Source organism: Pseudomonas sp. TE9122, from assembly GCF_056278925.1.
Genome location: NZ_JBWBQI010000001.1, coordinates 459,655 through 477,623 on the forward strand (window position 1 = coordinate 459,655; position 17,969 = coordinate 477,623).

The following is a 17,969-nucleotide window of genomic DNA, read 5'->3' on the forward strand; positions in this document are numbered from 1 at the left end:
TCAACGCGGCTGGCCTCAGCTTTTCGCAGTTTTTTTGCCATGGGAGCCAACTGACATGGAGCGTCTGACACGCATTCTGGCCGCACTCACCCGCTGGGGGCTGGGCCTGTGCGCGTTGGTTCTGGTGTTGATGGCTTTGTACGTCAGCCTCGGCCGCGAGCTGACGCCACTGGTGGCCGAATACCGCGCCGACATCGAAGACAAGGCCAGCGCCGCCCTCGGCATGCCCTTGCAGATCGGTGAGCTGGAAGGCAACTGGAGCGGTTTCGCGCCGATCCTGATGGCCCATGACGTGATGGTCGGCGACGGCGCCAACGCGCTGCGCCTCGACCGCGTACGGGTAGTGCCGGATATGTGGGGCAGCTTGCTCGCCCGCGAAGTACGCCTCGCGCATATCGAACTCAACGGTTTGAAGATCAGCCTCAAGGAAGCCGAAGACGGTACCTGGGCGCTGGAAGGGCTGCCGGTGCAGAAGGATCAGCCGTTCGATGCGGCGCAACTGTTCCAGCGCTCGCAGATGATCAGACAATTGTCGGTGCTCGACAGCCAGGTGACCCTGCAACCGCTCGATCACCCGCCCATGACGCTCACCTATGTCGGCCTCAATCTGCGTACCGGCGCCAGCCGCCAGCGTCTCGACGCGCGTCTGACCTTGCCCGATGGCCAGCCTGTCGCGCTGAGCCTGCGCAGCCAGCTGCGTCCTGATCAGTGGCAGAACAGCGCCATCGAGGGCTATGCCAGTCTGCCGCAGAGCGACTGGGCGAAATGGCTGCCAGAGCGCCTGACCCAGCAATGGAATTTTTCCGAGATCAAGGCCGGCGGCGAACTCTGGGTCGATTGGGCCGAAGGCGCGTTGCAAAGCGCCGCGTTGCGCCTGAATGCGCCGCAAGTGACCGGTGCCTACGCCGAGCGCAAGCCGATCCAGATCAGCAATCTGGCGCTCAACGCCTATTACCGCAACACAGCCGAAGGGGTGAAAGTCACTCTTGATTCACTGGCGATGAGCTTCGGCGACACCCGCTGGGAATCCCATGTGCAGGTGCAGCAGACTCGCGCCAGCGCCAAGGCTGAAGAGCTCTGGCATTTGCAGGCCGATCGCCTCGATCTGACCCCGATCACGCCGCTGCTCAATGCGCTGGGGCCGTTGCCACAAAGCTTCGCCACAGTGGTCGAGCGTTTGAAGGTAACCGGCGGCCTGCGTAACGTGTTGCTGGACTTCCGCCCGACCGCCACCGATGGCAACAAATTCGGCTTTGCCGCCAACCTCGACAACGTCGGTTTCGATGCCTACCACGGCGCTCCGGCGGCGCGCAATGTCAGTGGCAGCCTGAGTGGCAACCTCGACGGCGGCGAGTTGCGCCTCGACAGCAAGGACTTCGTCCTGCACCTCGATCCGATTTTCGCCAAGCCATGGCAATACCTGCAGGCCAATGCGCGGCTGACCTGGAAGCTCGACAAGGATGGCTTCACCCTGATTGCGCCATACCTCAAGGTATTGGGCGAGGAGGGCAAGATTGCCGGCGATTTCCTCATTCGCCTGCACTTTGACCATAGCCAGGAAGACTACATGGACCTGCGCGTCGGCCTGGTTGATGGCGACGGTCGCTACACCGCGAAATACCTGCCGGCGGTGTTGAGCCCGGCGCTTGATGAGTGGCTGCGCACAGCGATCCTCAAAGGCGCAGTGGACCAGGGCTTCTTCCAGTATCAGGGCTCGCTGAGCAAGAACGCTGGCGAGGCTGATCGCAGCATCAGCCTGTTCTTCAAAGTGCACGACGCCGAGCTGGCGTTTCAGCCGGGCTGGCCGCATGTGAGCAAAGTCAGCGGCGATGTGTTCATCGAAGACAGCGGCGTGCGCATCTGGGCCAGCAAAGGCCAGTTGCTCGACACCCAAGTCAGCGATGTCTTCGTCAATATTCCTCATGTACCGGCCGGGCAGAACTCGCATTTGTTCCTGGATGGCGCATTTGCCGGTGGCCTGGGCGACGGCTTGAAGATTCTTCAGGATGCGCCGATCGGCACTGGTGAGACCTTTGCCGGTTGGGAGGGCGCGGGTGATCTGAATGGCAAGCTCAAGCTGGATATTCCGCTGGCCAAGGGCGAGCAGCCGAAAATCCTCGTCGATTTCAAAACGGCCAACGCGCGGCTGAAACTGGCCGAACCGAAGCTCGAACTGAGCCAGCTCAAGGGCGATTTCCGCTTCGACAGCAATAAAGGCCTCAGCGGCCAGAACATCTCTGCACGGGCCTTCGACAAACCGGTCACTGCGCAGATCTTCGCTGATGGCAGCCCCAACCAGATCAAGACCCGGGTTGCGGCGTCGGGGCAGGTTGAAGTGAAAAAGCTCACCGATTGGCTGGGCGTGACCCAGCCGTTGCCGGTGTCCGGGACGATTCCGTATCAGTTGCAGCTGAATCTTTCCGGGGCCGACAGCCAGTTGCTGGTCAGCTCCAGCCTCAAAGGCGTGGCGGTGGATCTGCCGGCGCCGTTCGGCATGACCGCCGATGTCGGGCGCGACACAGTGTTTCGCATGACCCTGCAAGGGCAGGAGCGGCGTTACTGGTTCAATTACGATCAACTGGCCAATTTCACTTTTGCTGCGCCGCCGAGCAATTTCGCCGACGGCCGTGGCGAACTGTTTCTCGGCGCTGGCGAAGCGGTGTTGCCGGGCGCCAAGGGCCTGCGCATTCGCGGGGTGCTGTCGGAACTGGACGTCGCGCCGTGGCAGGATCTGGCCAGCAAGTACGCTGGCGGGGATCCGGGCGGCAGCGCCAAACAACTGCTGAGCAGTGCTGACATCAAGGTCGGCAAATTGACCGCGTTCGGCACCACGCTGGATCAGGCTTCGGTGCAGATCAATCGCAAGCCAGGCGCGTGGAACCTGGCGCTGGATAGCCAACAGGCCAAGGGCAGCGCCAGCCTGCCGGATGCCAAGGGCGTACCGATTGCGGTGAATCTGCAATACGTGAAACTGCCGGCGCCGGACCCGGCGGTGCAGGCTGACGAGAATGCGCCGGATCCATTGGCGTCGGTCGACCCGACGAAAATCCCGGCGCTGGATATCACCCTCAATCAGTTGTTCCTCGGCCCCGATCTGGTCGGTGGCTGGTCGCTGAAAGTGCGGCCGACCGCCAAGGGCATCGCGCTGAACAACCTCGACATGGGCCTCAAGGGTATCCTGCTGCAAGGCAACGGCGGCTGGGAAGGCGCGCCGGGGGCGACCAGCAGTTGGTACAAGGGCCGCATTGGCGGCAAGAATCTGGCCGACGTGCTCAAAGGCTGGGGCTTCGCGCCGAGCGTGACCAGCGAAGAATTCCATATGGATGTCGACGGCCGTTGGCCGGGCTCGCCGGCGTGGCTGGCGACCAAGCGCTTCTCCGGCACCCTCGATGCCTCGCTGAACAAAGGCCAGTTCGTTGAAGTGGAAGGCGGTGCTCAGGCGCTGCGGGTGTTCGGCCTGCTCAACTTCAACTCGATCGGCCGGCGCCTGCGTCTGGACTTCTCCGACCTGTTCGGCAAAGGCCTGAGCTACGACCGGGTCAAAGGTTTGCTGGTGGCGAACAATGGTGTCTACGTGACACGTGAGCCGATTCGCCTGACCGGGCCTTCGAGCAACCTTGAGCTGGACGGCACGCTGGATCTGGTTGGTGACAAGGTCGATGCGAAATTGCTGGTGACCTTGCCGGTGACCAACAACCTGCCGATCGCCGCGTTGCTCGTCGGCGCACCGGCGGTCGGCGGCGCGCTGTTCCTCATCGACAAGCTGATCGGCGACCGCGTCGCGCGCTTCGCCAGCGTCAAGTACACCGTCAAAGGCCCATGGAAAGAGCCGAAAATCACCTTCGACAAGCCTTTTTGAACGGCCCGGCCTTGAAGCGATGGAGTAGCATGGCCGAATACCTCTTTGGGAGTTCGCCATGTCTTTAGCGGTGATTCAAATGGTCAGCCAGAGCGACGTGCCGGCCAATCTGGCCCAGGCCCGACGCCTGCTTGAACAGGCCGCCGCCGGCGGGGCGAAACTCGCGGTGCTGCCGGAAAACTTCGCCGCCATGGGCCGTCGCGACGTCGCCGATATCGGCCGCGCCGAGGCCTTGGGCGAAGGGCCGATCCTGCCCTGGTTGAAACAGACCGCGCGCGACCTCACCTTATGGATAGTCGCCGGTACATTGCCGTTGCCACCGTTGGGTCAACCCACGGCCAAAGCCAATGCCTGCTCGTTGCTGATCAACGATAACGGTGAGATCGTCGCGCGCTATGACAAGCTGCATCTGTTCGATGTCGATGTCGCCGACAATCGCGGCCAATACCGTGAATCCGATGACTATGCTTATGGCGGTAATGTAGTGGTGGCGGATACGCCGGTGGGGCGAGTCGGTCTGAGTGTGTGTTACGACTTGCGTTTCCCGGAGCTGTACAGTGAATTGCGTGCCGCCGGTGCCGAATTGATTACCGCACCGTCGGCGTTTACGGCCGTAACCGGCGCCGCGCATTGGGATGTACTGATCCGCGCGCGGGCCATCGAAACACAGTGTTATATCCTCGCGGCCGCACAGGGCGGCAGCCATCCCGGACCGCGTGAAACCTTCGGGCATGCGGCGATTGTCGACCCGTGGGGGCGCGTACTGGCCCAACAGGATCAAGGCGAGGCGGTGTTGCTGGCCGCCCGCGACAGCGATGAACAAGCGTCCATCCGGGCGCGCATGCCGGTGACGCGTCATCGGCGGTTTTTCTCGCAGGGCGCCCAGCGGCCTGCTTCAGAACACGAATTTAAGGCGTAAACCTATGAGCGAGTTGTTGTCCTCAGTCAGTGATCACCTGTTGGCACCCGGCGGTGTCACGATCGAGAGCCTGCAAGGCGTGCTCGGCGATCTGGCCGGGCCGGGCATCGATGCCGCCGACCTGTATTTCCAGGGCCAGATTTCCGAGTCATGGGCGCTGGAAGACGGCATCGTCAAGGAAGGCAGCTTCAACCTCGATCAGGGTGTCGGCGTGCGTGCACAGTCCGGTGAGAAAACCGGTTTTGCCTACAGCAACGCGATCACCCTCGAGGCCCTCGGCGCAGCGGCCCGCGCCGCGCGTTCGATCTCCCGCGCCGGACAGAACGGCACCGTGCAGGCATTCACCAGCCAGGACGTCGCGCACCTGTACGCGCCGGATAACCCGCTGGAAGTGCTCAGCCGCGCGGAAAAAGTCGAGTTGCTCAAACGCATCGACGTCGCCACCCGCGCGCTCGACCCACGGATTCAGCAAGTCAGCGTGAGCATGGCCGGGGTTTGGGAGCGGATTCTGGTGGCCTCCACCGACGGTGGCCTGGCCGCCGACGTGCGACCGCTGGTGCGCTTCAATGTCAGCGTCATCGTTGAGCAGAACGGCCGGCGCGAACGCGGCGGGCATGGCGGCGGCGGGCGTACCGATTACCGCTACTTCCTCGCCGAAGACCGCGCCATGGGTTATGCCCGCGAAGCGCTGCGCCAGGCACTGGTCAACCTTGAAGCAATTCCAGCGCCGGCCGGTACCTTGCCGGTGGTGCTGGGTTCCGGCTGGTCCGGGGTGCTGTTGCACGAAGCGGTCGGTCACGGTCTGGAAGGCGATTTCAACCGCAAGGGCAGCTCGGCCTACAGCGGGCGCATGGGTGAAATGGTTGCCTCCAAGCTATGCACCATCGTCGATGACGGCACCTTGAGCGGCCGTCGCGGTTCGCTGAGCGTCGATGACGAAGGCACGCCGACCGAGTGCACCACGCTGATCGAAAACGGCGTACTCAAGGGCTACATGCAAGACAAGCTCAATGCGCGGCTGATGGGCGTGGCGCGCACCGGTAACGGTCGTCGCGAATCCTATGCGCATCTGCCGATGCCACGGATGACCAACACCTACATGCTCGGTGGCGAAAGCGATCCGGCAGAAATCATCGCCTCGGTGAAGAAGGGCATCTACTGCGCCAACCTCGGCGGCGGTCAGGTCGATATCACCAGCGGCAAGTTCGTGTTCTCGACGAGCGAGGCTTATCTGATCGAGGACGGCAAGATCACCGCACCGGTCAAAGGCGCGACATTGATCGGCAACGGTCCCGAGGCGATGAGCCGGGTGTCGATGGTCGGTAACGATCTGGCGCTGGACAGCGGTGTGGGTACGTGCGGTAAGGATGGGCAGTCGGTGCCGGTGGGTGTCGGCCAGCCAACGCTGAAAATCGATGCGATTACCGTGGGTGGCACGGGCGCATAAGAACGGTGGGGCTTTCGGGTGGCGCGCAGGACGGCCACCCGGTGGCGATTTTCAACGCAGGCCGCGTTGAGTCTCGTCCAGCTCCCGAATGTATTTGAAGATCTTGCGGCTCGAAGCAGGTGGTTTGTTTTGCGCAACCTCATGCTGGGCCTGACGGATCAGGGAACGCAATTGCTGGCGATCGGCGTCCGGGTACTCGATGACGAATTTCTCCAGCACGGCGTCATCGCCCGCGATCAGGCGGTCACGCCAGCGTTCCAGATTATGGAAACGCTCGTTGTACTGGCGAGTGGAGGCATCGAGTTGATCGAGCAGAGTCAGAATCGCGTCAGTGTCCTGGTCGCGCATCAGTTTGCCGATGAACTGCAAATGCCGTTTACGCGCGATGTTCGCGGTGTGCTTGGGCGCATCGGCCAATGCCCGGCGCAAAGCGTCGGTCAACGGCAGTTTAGCGACCAGATCAGGCTTGAGTGTGGTCAGGCGCTCGCCGAGGTCAACCAGCGCATGCAACTCGCGTTTGACCTGAGATTTGCTTTTTTCTCCCGTATCGAGGGAGTCGTCGTAAGAATCAACCATGGTGGCAGTCCGCAAAGAAACGCCGCCATGATAACCAGTCGGGGGCCACTTGTCCGGCCCGGTCGCTCGATGACCCCAGCCGAAAGCAGAATTTGAGTGGAGATGAGCATGAGTGCAGTTCAAAGCGTCGGCCCGCAGGCATTGCCGGCACTGCAAGAACAGGTCGAGCAGATCATCGCCGAAGCCAAGCGCCAGGGCGCCAGCGCCTGTGAAGTCGCGGTGTCGCTGGAGCAGGGGCTGTCGACCTCGGTGCGTCAGCGCGAGGTCGAAACCGTTGAATTCAATCGTGATCAGGGTTTTGGCATCACCCTGTACGTCGGCCAGCGCAAAGGCTCGGCCAGCACCTCGGCCACCGGGCCGGAGGCGATTCGTGAAACCGTCGCTGCAGCACTCGCGATAGCCAAACACACCTCCGAGGACGAAGCCTCGGGTCTGGCCGACGCCGCACTGATGGCCAGGGATGTGCAGGACTTCGACCTGTTCCACGAATGGGACATCACCCCGGAACAGGCCATTGAGAAGGCTTTGCTCTGCGAGGCAGCGGCAGGCGTTCGATGCCGATGCGCGGATCAAGAACGCCGACGGCACCACCCTCAGCACCCATCAGGGCTGCCGGGTTTATGGCAACAGCCACGGTTTCATCGGCGGTTACGCGTCGACCCGGCACAGCCTGAGTTGCGTGATGATCGCCGAAGCTGACGGGCAGATGCAGCGCGATTACTGGTATGACGTCAATCGCCAGGGCAGTCTGCTCGCCGATCCGGTGAGCATCGGCCAGCGTGCCGCGCAACGGGCGGCGAGCCGTCTGGGCGCGCGGCCGGTGCCGACATGCGAGGTGCCGGTGCTGTTTTCCGCCGAACTGGCGGGCGGTCTGTTCGGCAGCTTCCTTTCGGCCGTATCCGGCGGCAGCCTGTATCGCAAATCGTCGTTTCTGGAAGGCACACTGGGGCAGAAGCTGTTCCCGGAATGGCTGACCATTGATGAGCGTCCGCATCTGATGCGTGCCATGGGCAGTGCTTCCTACGACGGTGATGGCCTGGCGACTTACGCGAAACCGTTCGTCGAAAAGGGCGAGTTGGTCTCCTACATCCTCGGCACCTATTCCGGACGGAAACTGGGCATGCCGAGCACCGCCAACGCGGGCGGGGTGCACAACCTGTTCGTCACCCATGGCGACGAGGATCAGGCAGCACTGCTCAAGCGCATGGGCCGGGGATTGCTGGTCACCGAGTTGATGGGCCATGGCCTGAACATGGTCACCGGTGACTATTCGCGCGGCGCTGCGGGCTTCTGGGTGGAAAACGGCGAGATCCAGTTCGCCGTGCAGGAAGTGACCATCGCCGGCAACATGCGTGACATGTTCAAGCAGATTGTCGCAGTGGGTAATGATCTGGAACTGCGCAGCAACATTCGCACCGGGTCTGTGTTGATCGAGCGGATGACTGTCGCCGGCAGCTAAGCCGCGAATCCGCCAACAAAAAAAGGCGCGCCATCCGTTGTGGATGGCGCGCCTTTTTTATTCGCTTCGCACAAATCCCCTGTGGGAGCGAGCCTGCTCGCGAAAGCGGTGGATCAGTTGCAAATGTGCTGGCTGACACGGCGCATTCGCGAGCAGGCTCGCTCCCACAAATGAACAGCGCAAACTCGAACGCTTGTTTTGGTTCTCATTATCATATAATAATAAATCTCATTTCCGGACGAGTCACGGATCATGAGTTCTGCCTTGCACGAGCAGCCCTACCTCGAAAGCCGGCGCTGGATGAGTCGCCAGATCCGTTGCACGCTAAAGCCTGCAAGGAAGGCCGCGCGGTGATCGACGTCGCCCTGGAACACACCGACCTGTCGCGCAGCCAGCTGGAAGAGTTGCTCAACCCCGAGAAACTCACCGCCGGCGGCGTGTAAACCCCGCAACCGCTTTGGAGGCTCACCATGGAGCACTGGAAACGCACGATCGAACGGGCCAATCGCTGCTTCATGCTGGGCGAACTGATCGACGCCCGAGAGGCTTACCTGCAAGCCCTGGCCCTGGCGCAAGTGTTGTTCGAACGCTGGGCGGATGCCGACGAAGCGGTGGCGGCCTGCGTCGTCTCACATCACAACCTGGCTGACCTGCATCTGCGCCTGAACCAACCGGAGGAGAGCGCCGAATATCTCTGTGCCATCCATCAACGTTTGTTGCAGACCATGCAGGACGAGCGCTTGCGTCCGGCCCTGCGTGAGGCGGCGCTGCGCCAGAGCAGCAAGACCTATGTCGAACTGTTGAATTTCATCAGCGAGCACGGCGAATACCCACGCACCCAGCGCCTGCTGCATCCGGACACCGGCAATGCCCGCCGCGCCTCAACTTCTCATCAGTATGGAGTCCATTGAAATGGCTTTTACCTTGCCTGCCTTGCCTTACGCCTACGATGCCCTCGAGCCGCACATCGATGCGCAGACCATGGAAATCCATTACACCAAGCATCACCAGACCTACATCAACAACCTCAACGCCGCCGTGGAAGGCACCGAGTTTGCCGAGTGGCCGGTGGAAAAACTCGTCGCCAGCGTCCAGCAGCTGCCGGAAAAACTTCGCGCGGCGGTGATCAATCAGGGCGGCGGCCACGCCAACCATTCGCTGTTCTGGGAAGTGATGGTGCCCAACGGTGGCGGCAAGCCCGACGGCGCGCTGGCCAAGGCTATCGACGAGCAACTGGGCGGACTCGACAGTTTCAAGGAAGCGTTCACCAAAGCCGCGCTGACCCGTTTTGGCAGCGGCTGGGCGTGGCTGAGCGTCACCCCGGAGAAAAAACTGATCGTAGAAAGCAGCGGCAACCAGGACAGTCCGTTGATGAACGGCAACACCCCGATCCTTGGCCTCGATGTCTGGGAGCACGCTTACTACCTGCGTTACCAGAACCGTCGCCCGGAATACATCAACGCGTTCTACAACGTGATCAACTGGCCGGAAGTTGCTGCGCGCTATCAGGCCGCACTGGTTTAAGCCTTCAATAAAAACAATCAGGGCTGACTATGGGCACGGAAACACTGGCGATTGGCAGCGGGCGCATGTTTCGTTACGCGGTGGGTTCGCTGTTGCTGTTGGCGGGTATGACTTTACTGGTCGCCCACGCTTTGCAATGGCTGAATCTGGAACCGAGGCTGTTACGTGCCTTGCAGGGCGGTGCCATCTGCGCCTTGGGCACGGCGCTTGGCGCGGTGCCGGTGCTGGTGATCCGGCGCATGCCGCAGGCACTCAGCGACACCTTGCTGGGATTTGGTGCCGGGGTGATGCTGGCGGCGACGGCGTTTTCGTTGATCGTGCCGGGCATAGCTGCAGCTGAGAGCCTTGGCCTGACGCCGTGGGCCGCCAGTGGCCTGATCTGCTTTGGCATCCTGCTCGGTGCGTTCGGTCTGTATCTGGTGGATCGGCGCATTTGCGGTGCCTCGCCGGAGATGCTCGTCGGCACGTTGGAGCATCCGGTGATTCCACCGCGAATCTGGCTGTTCGTGTTCGCCATCATCGCGCACAACATTCCGGAAGGCATGGCGGTTGGCGTATCTGCCGGAGGCGGGATGGCGGACGCCGACAGTCTGGCGATGGGCATTGCGTTGCAGGATGTGCCGGAAGGACTGGTGATTGCTCTGGTGCTGGCCGGGGCGGGAATGTCGCGGGTCAGAGCGTTTCTGATCGGCGCGGCGTCGGGGCTGGTCGAACCGGTATTTGCGCTGCTGTGTGCGTGGCTCGTGAGTCTGGCTCAGGTGCTGTTGCCGTTGGGGCTGGCACTGGCGGCGGGGGCGATGTTGCTGGTGGTGACCCACGAAGTGATCCCGGAATCGCGCCGTCATGGGCATGACAAGCTGGCCAGTCTGGGCCTTCTGATCGGGTTTTGTCTGATGATGGTGATGGATACGGCGTTGGGGTGAATGGAGGCGAGGAACAGTGTCCCCGCCTCGAGGATTATTCACCTTCGTCGAAATACCTTTCGATCAGATCGACCAATGCGTCCATGGCTTCCTGAGCCTGTTCGCCTTCGGTGCTCAAATGGATCTTGGTGCCTTTACCCGCCGCGAGCATCATCATTGCCATGATGCTCTTGCCGTCGACAGTCGTTTCAGGTGTGCGTCCCACTCGGATCGTGCAGTCTGGATACTGACCCGCCACGCCGACAAATTTGGCCGATGCCCGGGCATGCAGGCCCAGCTTATTGATGATTTCGATTTCACGAGCAGGCATCGCGGTGTAAATCCTTTAGGTGAGGTCGCGGTGGCGAACCTGGACGTTCTTCAGGGTTTTCTGCAGGGCCTGACCCAGTCGTTCGGTCAGGTAGACGGAGCGGTGATGCCCGCCGGTGCAGCCAATGGCAATGGTGACGTAGGCGCGGTTGCTGGCGGCGAAGCGTGGCAGCCACTTGTTCAGGTAGGCGTAGATGTCCTGATACATTTCTTCGACATCCGGCTGCTGCGCCAGGTACTCGGCCACTGGGGCATCGAGGCCCGACTGAGCGCGCAGCTCCGGTTTCCAGTACGGATTGGGCAGGCAGCGCACGTCGAACACCAGGTCGGCGTCGACCGGCATGCCGCGCTTGAAGCCGAACGACTCGACCAGAAACGCCGTACCGGGCTCCGGTTGATTCAACAGGCGCAACTTGATGGTGTCGCGTAGTTGATACAGATTCAGACTGGTGGTGTTGATCTTCAGGTCGGCCAGATCGGCGATCGGACCGAGCAGGGCGGTTTCGTCGTGAATCGCCTCGGCCAGTGAGCGATTGGCGTTGCTCAGCGGGTGACGACGACGGGTCTCGGAAAAACGCTTGAGCAGGGTTTCTTCATCGGCGTCCAGGTACAGCACATCGCACTTGATATGCTTGGCACGCACGTCTTCGAGCAATTCAGGGAAACGTGACAGATGGCTGGGCAGGTTGCGCGCATCGATCGACACGGCGACCAGCGGCTGCGCCAGTTCCGTGTGAATCAGCGCCCGCTCGGCCAGTTCCGGCAGCAAACCGGCCGGCAGATTGTCGATGCAGTAGTAGCCGTTGTCCTCAAGGACATTCAGGGCGGTACTTTTACCCGAGCCCGAACGGCCACTGACAATGATCAAACGCATGATTAGTGCCCGTTCTGCTCGTCCAGTACGACCTGGTACAAGGCTTCATTGCTCGGAGCGCTGCGTAGCTTGTCGCGCACTTCCTTGCGGTCGAGCATGCTGGCGATCTGGCGCAACAACTCCAGATGCGCGTCGGTTGCGGCTTCCGGGACCAGCAATACGAACAACAGGTCCACCGGAGCGCCGTCGATGGCGTCGAAATCGATCGGGGCTTCGAGGTGCAGCAGGGCGCTCACTGGCCCCGCGCAGCCCTTGAGGCGGCAGTGGGGAATGGCGATGCCGTTGCCAAAACCGGTGGAGCCGAGTTTTTCACGGGCGATCAGCGCCTCGAAGACATCCTGCATCGCCAGATCCGGCACTTCGCGGTGGATCAGGTTGGCAATCTGTTCGAGGGCTTTTTTCTTGCTGCCGCCCGGCGCGTTCACTTGGGAACGGCCGGGGGTCAGGATGGTTTCAAGTCGGATCATGGATAGGGGTGTTAACGACCGGTCGCGCCCTGGAGGAGGCTCTGGGTCTTTTCCTTATGCTTTTTGAGTTGGCGATCCAGCTTGTCGGTAAGTGAGTCGATCGCAGCGTACATGTCGGTATCTTCTGCGTTTGCGACCACTTCACTGCCGGGAATATGCAAGGTGGCTTCGATCTTCTGTTTCAGCTTTTCGACGCACATCGTGACCTGCACGTTGGTGATCTTGTCGAAATGTCGCTCCAGTCGCTGGAGTTTTTCCTCGATGTAGGAACGCAGAGGTTGGGTCACTTCCAGTTGGTGTCCACTGATGTTGACTTGCATACAGCTTCTCCTTCGTTGCCAGTGCATAAAGCGGCAGGCCGAAAAGCCTGCCACTGGAACGCTGTAACGTGGCTTACATCAACCGCTTGCGTTCGCTCGAAGGCGCGATTCCGAGGGATTCGCGGTACTTGGCGACGGTGCGGCGAGCCACCTGAATGCCTTGTGCCTCCAGTAAACCAGCGATCTTGCTGTCACTCAACGGCTTTTTCTGATTTTCCGCAGCGACCAGTTTCTTGATGATCGCGCGGATCGCCGTGGACGAGCATTCGCCGCCTTCGGAGGTGCTGACGTGGCTGGAGAAAAAGTATTTCAGCTCATAAATACCGCGCGGGGTATGCATGAATTTTTGTGTGGTCACCCGGGAAATCGTCGATTCGTGCATGCCGACCGCTTCGGCGATGTCATGCAATACCAACGGCTTCATTGCTTCGTCGCCGTATTCGAGGAAGCCGCGCTGATGTTCGACGATCTGCGTGGCCACTTTCATCAGGGTTTCGTTGCGGCTCTGCAGGCTCTTGATGAACCAGCGGGCCTCCTGCAACTGGTTGCGCATGAAAGTGTTGTCGGCGCTGGTGTCGGCACGCTTCACGAAACCGGCGTACTGGGCGTTGACGCGCAGGCGAGGCACCGATTCCTGGTTCAGCTCGACCAGCCAGCGCTCGTTGTCCTTGCGCACGATCACGTCGGGAATGACGTATTCGGCTTCGGTCGACTCGATCTGTGAGCCGGGACGCGGATTGAGGCTCTGCACCAGTTCGATGACCTGGCGCAGCTCGTCTTCCTTGAGCTTCATGCGCCGCATCAACTGGCTGTAATCGCGGCTGCCGAGCAGGTCGATGTAATCGGCGACCAGACGCTTGGCCTCGGTCAGCCACGGCGTCTTCGCGGGCAGCTGGCGCAATTGCAGCAGCAGGCATTCGCTGAGGTTGCGGGCGCCGATACCGGCGGGCTCGAATTGCTGGATGCGATGCAGGACGGCTTCGATTTCGTCGAGCTCGATGTCCAGTTCAGGGTCGAACGCTTCAAGAATTTCTTCGAGTGTTTCGTCCAGATAGCCCTGATTGTTGATGCAGTCGATCAGGGTCACGGCGATCAGGCGATCGGTGTCGGACATCGGTGCCAGGTTCAGTTGCCAGAGCAGATGACTCTGCAGGCTCTCGCCGGCCGACGTGCGAGTGGTGAAATCCCACTCATCGTCATCGCTGCTGGGCAGGCTGCTGGCGCTGGTCTGGTAGACGTCTTCCCAGGCAGTATCCACTGGCAGTTCGTTGGGGATGCGCTCGTTCCAATCGCCATCCTCGAGGTTATCCACCGTCGGGGCGGTTTCCTGGTAGGAGGGTTCCTGGATTTCGGCGGGCTTCTGTTCGGCGTTGTCGGCCAGCGGATCGGCGTTGTCGAAGTCGTCGCCTTCTTCCTGGCGCTCGAGCATCGGATTGGATTCCAGAGCCTCCTGGATCTCCTGTTGCAGGTCCAGGGTCGACAATTGGAGCAGGCGGATGGCCTGTTGCAGCTGCGGTGTCATCGTCAGCTGCTGGCCCATTCTCAAGACTAGCGATGGTTTCATGGCAGGGGCTTAACACCTTATTCGCCGGCGCTTTGCGCCATCCACTACAGGGCGCCGAAGCGCCAAACTTAAGCAAATTATATGCCTGAAACTGAAGTGTTTGCCTAGAGCGCTGTAACAATTAAAGCGGATAAATGCGCCTTGAATCGATACAGCGCTGTCGCGCTTACAGGCGGAACTCGTGACCCAGATACACTTCCTTGACCAGATCGTTGGCCAGGATGGTCTCGGCATCGCCTTCAGCGATCAGTTGACCGTCGTTGACGATGTAAGCGGTTTCGCAGATATCCAGCGTCTCACGCACGTTGTGGTCGGTGATCAGCACACCGATGCCCTTGGCCTTGAGGTGATGGATGATCTGCTTGATGTCGCCGACCGAGATCGGGTCGACACCGGCGAACGGTTCGTCGAGCAGGATGAACTTGGGTGCAGTGGCCAGGGCGCGAGCGATTTCCACCCGGCGACGCTCACCGCCGGACAGGCTCATGCCGAGGTTGTCGCGGATGTGGCTGATGTGGAATTCCTGCAGCAGGCTTTCCAGCTCCTTGCGACGACCGGCCTTGTCCAGCTCCGGGCGGGTCTCGAGGATCGCCATGATGTTGTCGGCGACCGACAGTTTACGGAAGATCGACGCTTCTTGCGGCAGATAGCCGATACCGGCCTTGGCGCGGCCGTGCATCGGCTGGTGGCTGACGTCCAGATCATCGATCAGCACACGGCCCTGATCTGCCTGCACCAGGCCAACGATCATGTAGAAGCACGTAGTCTTGCCGGCGCCGTTCGGACCGAGCAAGCCGACGATCTGCCCGCTGTCGATCGACAGGCTGACGTCACGCACGACCTGGCGGCTTTTATAGGCCTTGGCCAGGTGCTGAGCTTTCAGAGTTGCCATTACTGGGATTTCTCTTCGGTTTTCTTCTTCGGCTGGATCACCATGTCGATGCGCGGACGCGATTCGGTGACCTTGCTGCCCGTGGCGCGACCGGCGCTGGCCAGCTTCTTCACGGTGTCGTAGACGATTTTTTCGCCCTGGGTGACGTTGTTATCCTTGTCGATAACCTTGGCCTTGTCGATCAGCACCACCCGGTTCTGCTGGGCGTGGTATTGAATCGTCACGCCGTAGCCCTTGACCGGGTTGGCGTCGCCCTGGGTCTGCAACTGCTCGAAGTAAGCCAGGTTGCCTACCGAGGTCACCACGTCGATGTCGCCATTGGGCGCGCGCGTCATGGTCACGGTGTTGCCTTTAACGATCATCGAGCCCTGGGTAATGATCACGTCACCTTTATAGGTGGCGATGCCATTCTTGTCGTCCAGTTGGGCGTCGTCGGCCTGAATGCGGATAGGCTGCTGCTGATCGTTCGGCAGGGACCAGGCGCTCGCGCTTCCCAGTGCTGCGCCCAGACTGAGCAAAATAGGGAGGGTTTTAACGAGCCTCATACTGTCCTCTTACGTTCGATTGCAGGTGTATCCTGCTGTCCTTCAGGTACGCTTTCATTCCGACGCCAGTCGATACGCCGCCAGCGCCCTCGATTCTAACGGGTTGCGCGGTCTGCGCATATTCTTGCTGCGGGAACACGGTCATGCGGGTGCTGGTGATCAGGGTGCCGCGCTTTTTCTCGTCGGTGCGCTGTACGCGGACCGAATCGATCAATTCAACTTCGGTGCCGCCCGAATTAACTTCGCCGCGCTCGCTGGTCACGTGCCACGGGAAGTCGGTGCCGCGATACATGTTCAAGTCAGGCTTGGTTACCAGAGTGACATCGGTGGCCTTGACGTGCTCGGCCTTGTCGGAGGTCATCTCGTACTGCACCTTGCCGTCGGGCAGGTACTGAATGGTGTGCGTGTTGGTCGCGTACCAGTCGATCGGATTCTCGGCGGCCGAGACCGGCGGCTTGTCGAGGAAGCGCTCAGGGCTGATGTTCCAGTAGCCCACCGCAGCGAAAATCGCCGCGATGCAGCCGAACAGCAGGAAATTGCGAAACTTTTTGCTAAACATGGTCAGGCTCACAGGTACGCGGCGTTGGCCGCTTCGAGGCGGCCCTGGGCGCGCAGGATCAATTCGCAGAATTCGCGGGCGGCACCTTCGCCGCCACGGGCGCGGGTAACGCCGTGGGCGTGTTCGCGGACGAAATCGGCAGCGTTGGCCACCGCCATGCCCAGCCCTACACGGCGGATCACCGGCAAGTCTGGCAGATCGTCACCGAGATAGGCGACTTCTTCATAGCTTAGGCCCAGTTGCGCGAGCAGACCGTCGAGTACCACCAGTTTGTCCTCGCGCCCCTGAAACAGATGCGGGATGCCGAGGTTTTTCGCGCGGCGCTCGACCACCGGGGTCTTGCGACCACTGATGATCGCCGTCTGCACGCCGGCATTCATCAACATCTTGATGCCCTGGCCGTCGAGCGTGTTGAAGGTCTTGAACTCGCTGCCGTCTTCGAGGAAGTACAGGCGCCCGTCGGTGAGCACCCCGTCGACGTCGAACACTGCCAGTTTGATCGCTTTGCCGCGTTGCAGCAGATCGTTGCTCATTACATGACTCCTGCGCGCAGCAGATCGGAGAGGTTGAAGGCGCCGATCGGGCGATCCTCCTCGTCGACGACTACCAGGGCGTTGATTCGATGGTCTTCCATGATTTTCAGGGCTTCGGCGGCGAGCATGTCGGGCCGGGCGGTCTTGCCGTGTGCAGTCATCACCTGGTCGATGGTGGCGCTGCGGATGTCGATGGCGCGATCCAGCGTGCGGCGCAAATCACCGTCGGTGAAGATCCCGGCGAGCTTGCCATCGGCCTCAATAATAGCGGTCATGCCCAGACCCTTGCGGGTCATTTCCATCAGCGCGTCCTTGAGCAGGGTACCGCGTTGTACCTGCGGCAGCTCCTGTCCGGCGTGCATGACGTTTTCGACTTTCAGCAGCAGGCGACGGCCAAGGGCACCGCCCGGATGCGAGAACGCGAAATCTTCAGCGGTGAAACCACGCGCTTCCAGCAGGGCCACGGCCAGGGCGTCGCCCATGACCAGCGCGGCCGTGGTCGAAGAGGTCGGTGCCAGATTCAGCGGGCAGGCTTCGTGCTCGACATGCACATTGAGATTGACCTCGGCAGCCTTCGCCAATGGCGACTGTGGATTGCCGGTGACGCTGATCAGCTGGATACCCAGGCGTTTGATCAATGGCAGCAGCGTTACGATTTCGTTGGTCGAGCCGGAGTTCGACAGGGCCAGAATCACATCGTCGCGGGTGATCATGCCCATGTCGCCGTGGCTGGCTTCGGCCGGATGCACAAAAAACGCCGGAGTGCCGGTGCTGGCCAGGGTGGCGGCGATCTTGTTGCCGATGTGCCCGGATTTGCCCATGCCGACTACGACCACACGGCCCTTGCTGGCCAGAATCATCTCGCAAGCGCGTACGAAATCGGCGTCGATATGGGCCATCAAGCCTTGGACGGCTTCCACTTCGAGGCGGATGGTGCGTTGTGCCGATTGAATCAGGTCGCGGGTTTTGCTCATGTCAGAATCGTATGGGCCGATGAAAAGGCGGCGATTATAGCGGGTATGTGGCAAAGCCTCACGCAAGTTCGACGTGCTTTGTCATTACTGGTTACCAAAACCCTCTGAAAGTCGCTCAGGCCCTCTTCAGTCGGCGATCTTGGCCGGGTTCTCGCTTGGGCGCTCAGCCTTTGCAGTGATATAGTTCGCCGCCAGTTCGGCCTGCCCGGGATGCAGGTGTTTCCG

At 61.1% G+C, this 17,969-nt stretch carries 18 protein-coding genes and 2 pseudogenes; 9 read left to right on the plus strand and 11 right to left on the minus strand.

Features of this window, described 5'->3' with window-relative positions; all coding sequences use genetic code 11:
- Window positions 1-55: 55 nt before the first annotated feature.
- Genes ACZ9BE_RS01920 through tldD form a run of 3 tightly spaced genes read left to right on the plus strand, consistent with a single transcriptional unit; the run spans window position 56 to window position 6,225 of the window.
- Complete coding sequence (locus tag ACZ9BE_RS01920) at window positions 56-3,859, plus strand: YhdP family protein (protein ID WP_476248852.1); 3,804 nt, start codon at window positions 56-58, stop codon at window positions 3,857-3,859.
- Between the two features lie 58 nt (window positions 3,860-3,917).
- The gene (locus ACZ9BE_RS01925) at window positions 3,918-4,778 is read left to right on the plus strand and encodes a carbon-nitrogen hydrolase family protein (protein ID WP_236169664.1); all 861 of its coding nucleotides are present in this window, start codon (window positions 3,918-3,920) and stop codon (window positions 4,776-4,778) included.
- A gap of 4 nt (window positions 4,779-4,782) precedes the next feature.
- Complete coding sequence (gene tldD / locus ACZ9BE_RS01930) at window positions 4,783-6,225, plus strand: metalloprotease TldD (protein WP_236169663.1); 1,443 nt, start codon at window positions 4,783-4,785, stop codon at window positions 6,223-6,225.
- Window positions 6,226-6,276: 51 nt separating this feature from the next.
- Here the strand turns inward: tldD and yjgA are convergent, their stop codons facing one another.
- A complete protein-coding gene (gene yjgA, locus ACZ9BE_RS01935; protein WP_016771692.1) occupies window positions 6,277-6,801 on the minus strand; it encodes a ribosome biogenesis factor YjgA in 525 nt (174 codons plus the stop codon).
- A 108-nt stretch (window positions 6,802-6,909) separates the two neighbouring features.
- On the opposite strand from yjgA, the pseudogene pmbA reads away from it, so the two are divergent.
- The 6 genes and pseudogenes from pmbA to ACZ9BE_RS01965 all read left to right on the plus strand — a co-directional run bounded on the left by pmbA (window position 6,910) and on the right by ACZ9BE_RS01965 (window position 10,707).
- Window positions 6,910-8,260, plus strand: a pseudogene (pmbA, locus tag ACZ9BE_RS01940) (metalloprotease PmbA).
- Window positions 8,261-8,512: 252 nt separating this feature from the next.
- Window positions 8,513-8,593 (plus strand): annotated as a pseudogene (locus ACZ9BE_RS01945) (FagA protein); the annotation flags it as partial.
- The gene (locus ACZ9BE_RS01950; RefSeq protein WP_276574745.1) at window positions 8,578-8,703 is read left to right on the plus strand and encodes a hypothetical protein; all 126 of its coding nucleotides are present in this window, start codon (window positions 8,578-8,580) and stop codon (window positions 8,701-8,703) included. The pseudogene ACZ9BE_RS01945 and the gene ACZ9BE_RS01950, both read left to right, overlap by 16 nt.
- 27 nt (window positions 8,704-8,730) lie before the next feature.
- A complete protein-coding gene (locus tag ACZ9BE_RS01955) occupies window positions 8,731-9,171 on the plus strand; it encodes a hypothetical protein (protein WP_042608764.1) in 441 nt (146 codons plus the stop codon).
- 1 nt (window position 9,172) lies between these two features.
- Window positions 9,173-9,784: a superoxide dismutase gene (locus ACZ9BE_RS01960; RefSeq protein WP_476248853.1), complete on the plus strand. Its 612-nt coding sequence runs from the start codon at window positions 9,173-9,175 to the stop codon at window positions 9,782-9,784.
- 29 nt (window positions 9,785-9,813) lie between these two features.
- Entirely contained in the window at window positions 9,814-10,707 is an 894-nt protein-coding gene (locus tag ACZ9BE_RS01965; RefSeq protein ID WP_305382220.1) for a ZIP family metal transporter, read from the plus strand.
- A gap of 34 nt (window positions 10,708-10,741) precedes the next feature.
- Here ACZ9BE_RS01965 and ACZ9BE_RS01970 read toward each other — a convergent pair whose 3' ends face one another.
- The 10 genes from ACZ9BE_RS01970 to ACZ9BE_RS02015 form a co-directional block, all read right to left on the minus strand.
- Window positions 10,742-11,017, minus strand: a complete 276-nt coding sequence (locus ACZ9BE_RS01970; RefSeq protein ID WP_016771685.1) for an HPr family phosphocarrier protein — start codon at window positions 11,015-11,017, stop codon at window positions 10,742-10,744.
- Between the two features lie 15 nt (window positions 11,018-11,032).
- Window positions 11,033-11,890, minus strand: coding sequence for an RNase adapter RapZ (rapZ, locus tag ACZ9BE_RS01975; RefSeq protein WP_041477977.1), 858 nt, complete (start codon window positions 11,888-11,890; stop codon window positions 11,033-11,035).
- 2 nt (window positions 11,891-11,892) lie between these two features.
- Complete coding sequence (gene ptsN / locus ACZ9BE_RS01980) at window positions 11,893-12,357, minus strand: PTS IIA-like nitrogen regulatory protein PtsN (protein ID WP_041477978.1); 465 nt, start codon at window positions 12,355-12,357, stop codon at window positions 11,893-11,895.
- Window positions 12,358-12,368: 11 nt separating this feature from the next.
- On the minus strand, window positions 12,369-12,677 hold the full coding sequence (gene hpf, locus ACZ9BE_RS01985; RefSeq protein WP_007912419.1) for a ribosome hibernation-promoting factor, HPF/YfiA family: 309 nt from the start codon (window positions 12,675-12,677) through the stop codon (window positions 12,369-12,371).
- 73 nt (window positions 12,678-12,750) lie between these two features.
- On the minus strand, window positions 12,751-14,241 hold the full coding sequence (locus ACZ9BE_RS01990) for an RNA polymerase factor sigma-54 (protein WP_041477979.1): 1,491 nt from the start codon (window positions 14,239-14,241) through the stop codon (window positions 12,751-12,753).
- A 166-nt stretch (window positions 14,242-14,407) separates the two neighbouring features.
- Window positions 14,408-15,133 (minus strand): LPS export ABC transporter ATP-binding protein, encoded by a 726-nt coding sequence (gene lptB / locus ACZ9BE_RS01995; RefSeq protein WP_024011621.1) that lies wholly within the window; start codon window positions 15,131-15,133, stop codon window positions 14,408-14,410.
- Window positions 15,133-15,678, minus strand: coding sequence for a lipopolysaccharide transport periplasmic protein LptA (lptA, locus tag ACZ9BE_RS02000; protein WP_016771679.1), 546 nt, complete (start codon window positions 15,676-15,678; stop codon window positions 15,133-15,135). The genes lptB and lptA overlap by 1 nt, the downstream gene beginning before the upstream one ends.
- The gene (lptC, locus tag ACZ9BE_RS02005; protein ID WP_039759708.1) at window positions 15,665-16,237 is read right to left on the minus strand and encodes an LPS export ABC transporter periplasmic protein LptC; all 573 of its coding nucleotides are present in this window, start codon (window positions 16,235-16,237) and stop codon (window positions 15,665-15,667) included. Before lptC ends, lptA begins: the two co-directional genes overlap by 14 nt.
- Before the next feature lie 8 nt (window positions 16,238-16,245).
- Window positions 16,246-16,770: a KdsC family phosphatase gene (locus ACZ9BE_RS02010; RefSeq protein WP_016771677.1), complete on the minus strand. Its 525-nt coding sequence runs from the start codon at window positions 16,768-16,770 to the stop codon at window positions 16,246-16,248.
- Complete coding sequence (locus ACZ9BE_RS02015; protein WP_024011623.1) at window positions 16,770-17,744, minus strand: KpsF/GutQ family sugar-phosphate isomerase; 975 nt, start codon at window positions 17,742-17,744, stop codon at window positions 16,770-16,772. The genes ACZ9BE_RS02010 and ACZ9BE_RS02015 overlap by 1 nt, the downstream gene beginning before the upstream one ends.
- Window positions 17,745-17,969: the final 225 nt, after the last annotated feature.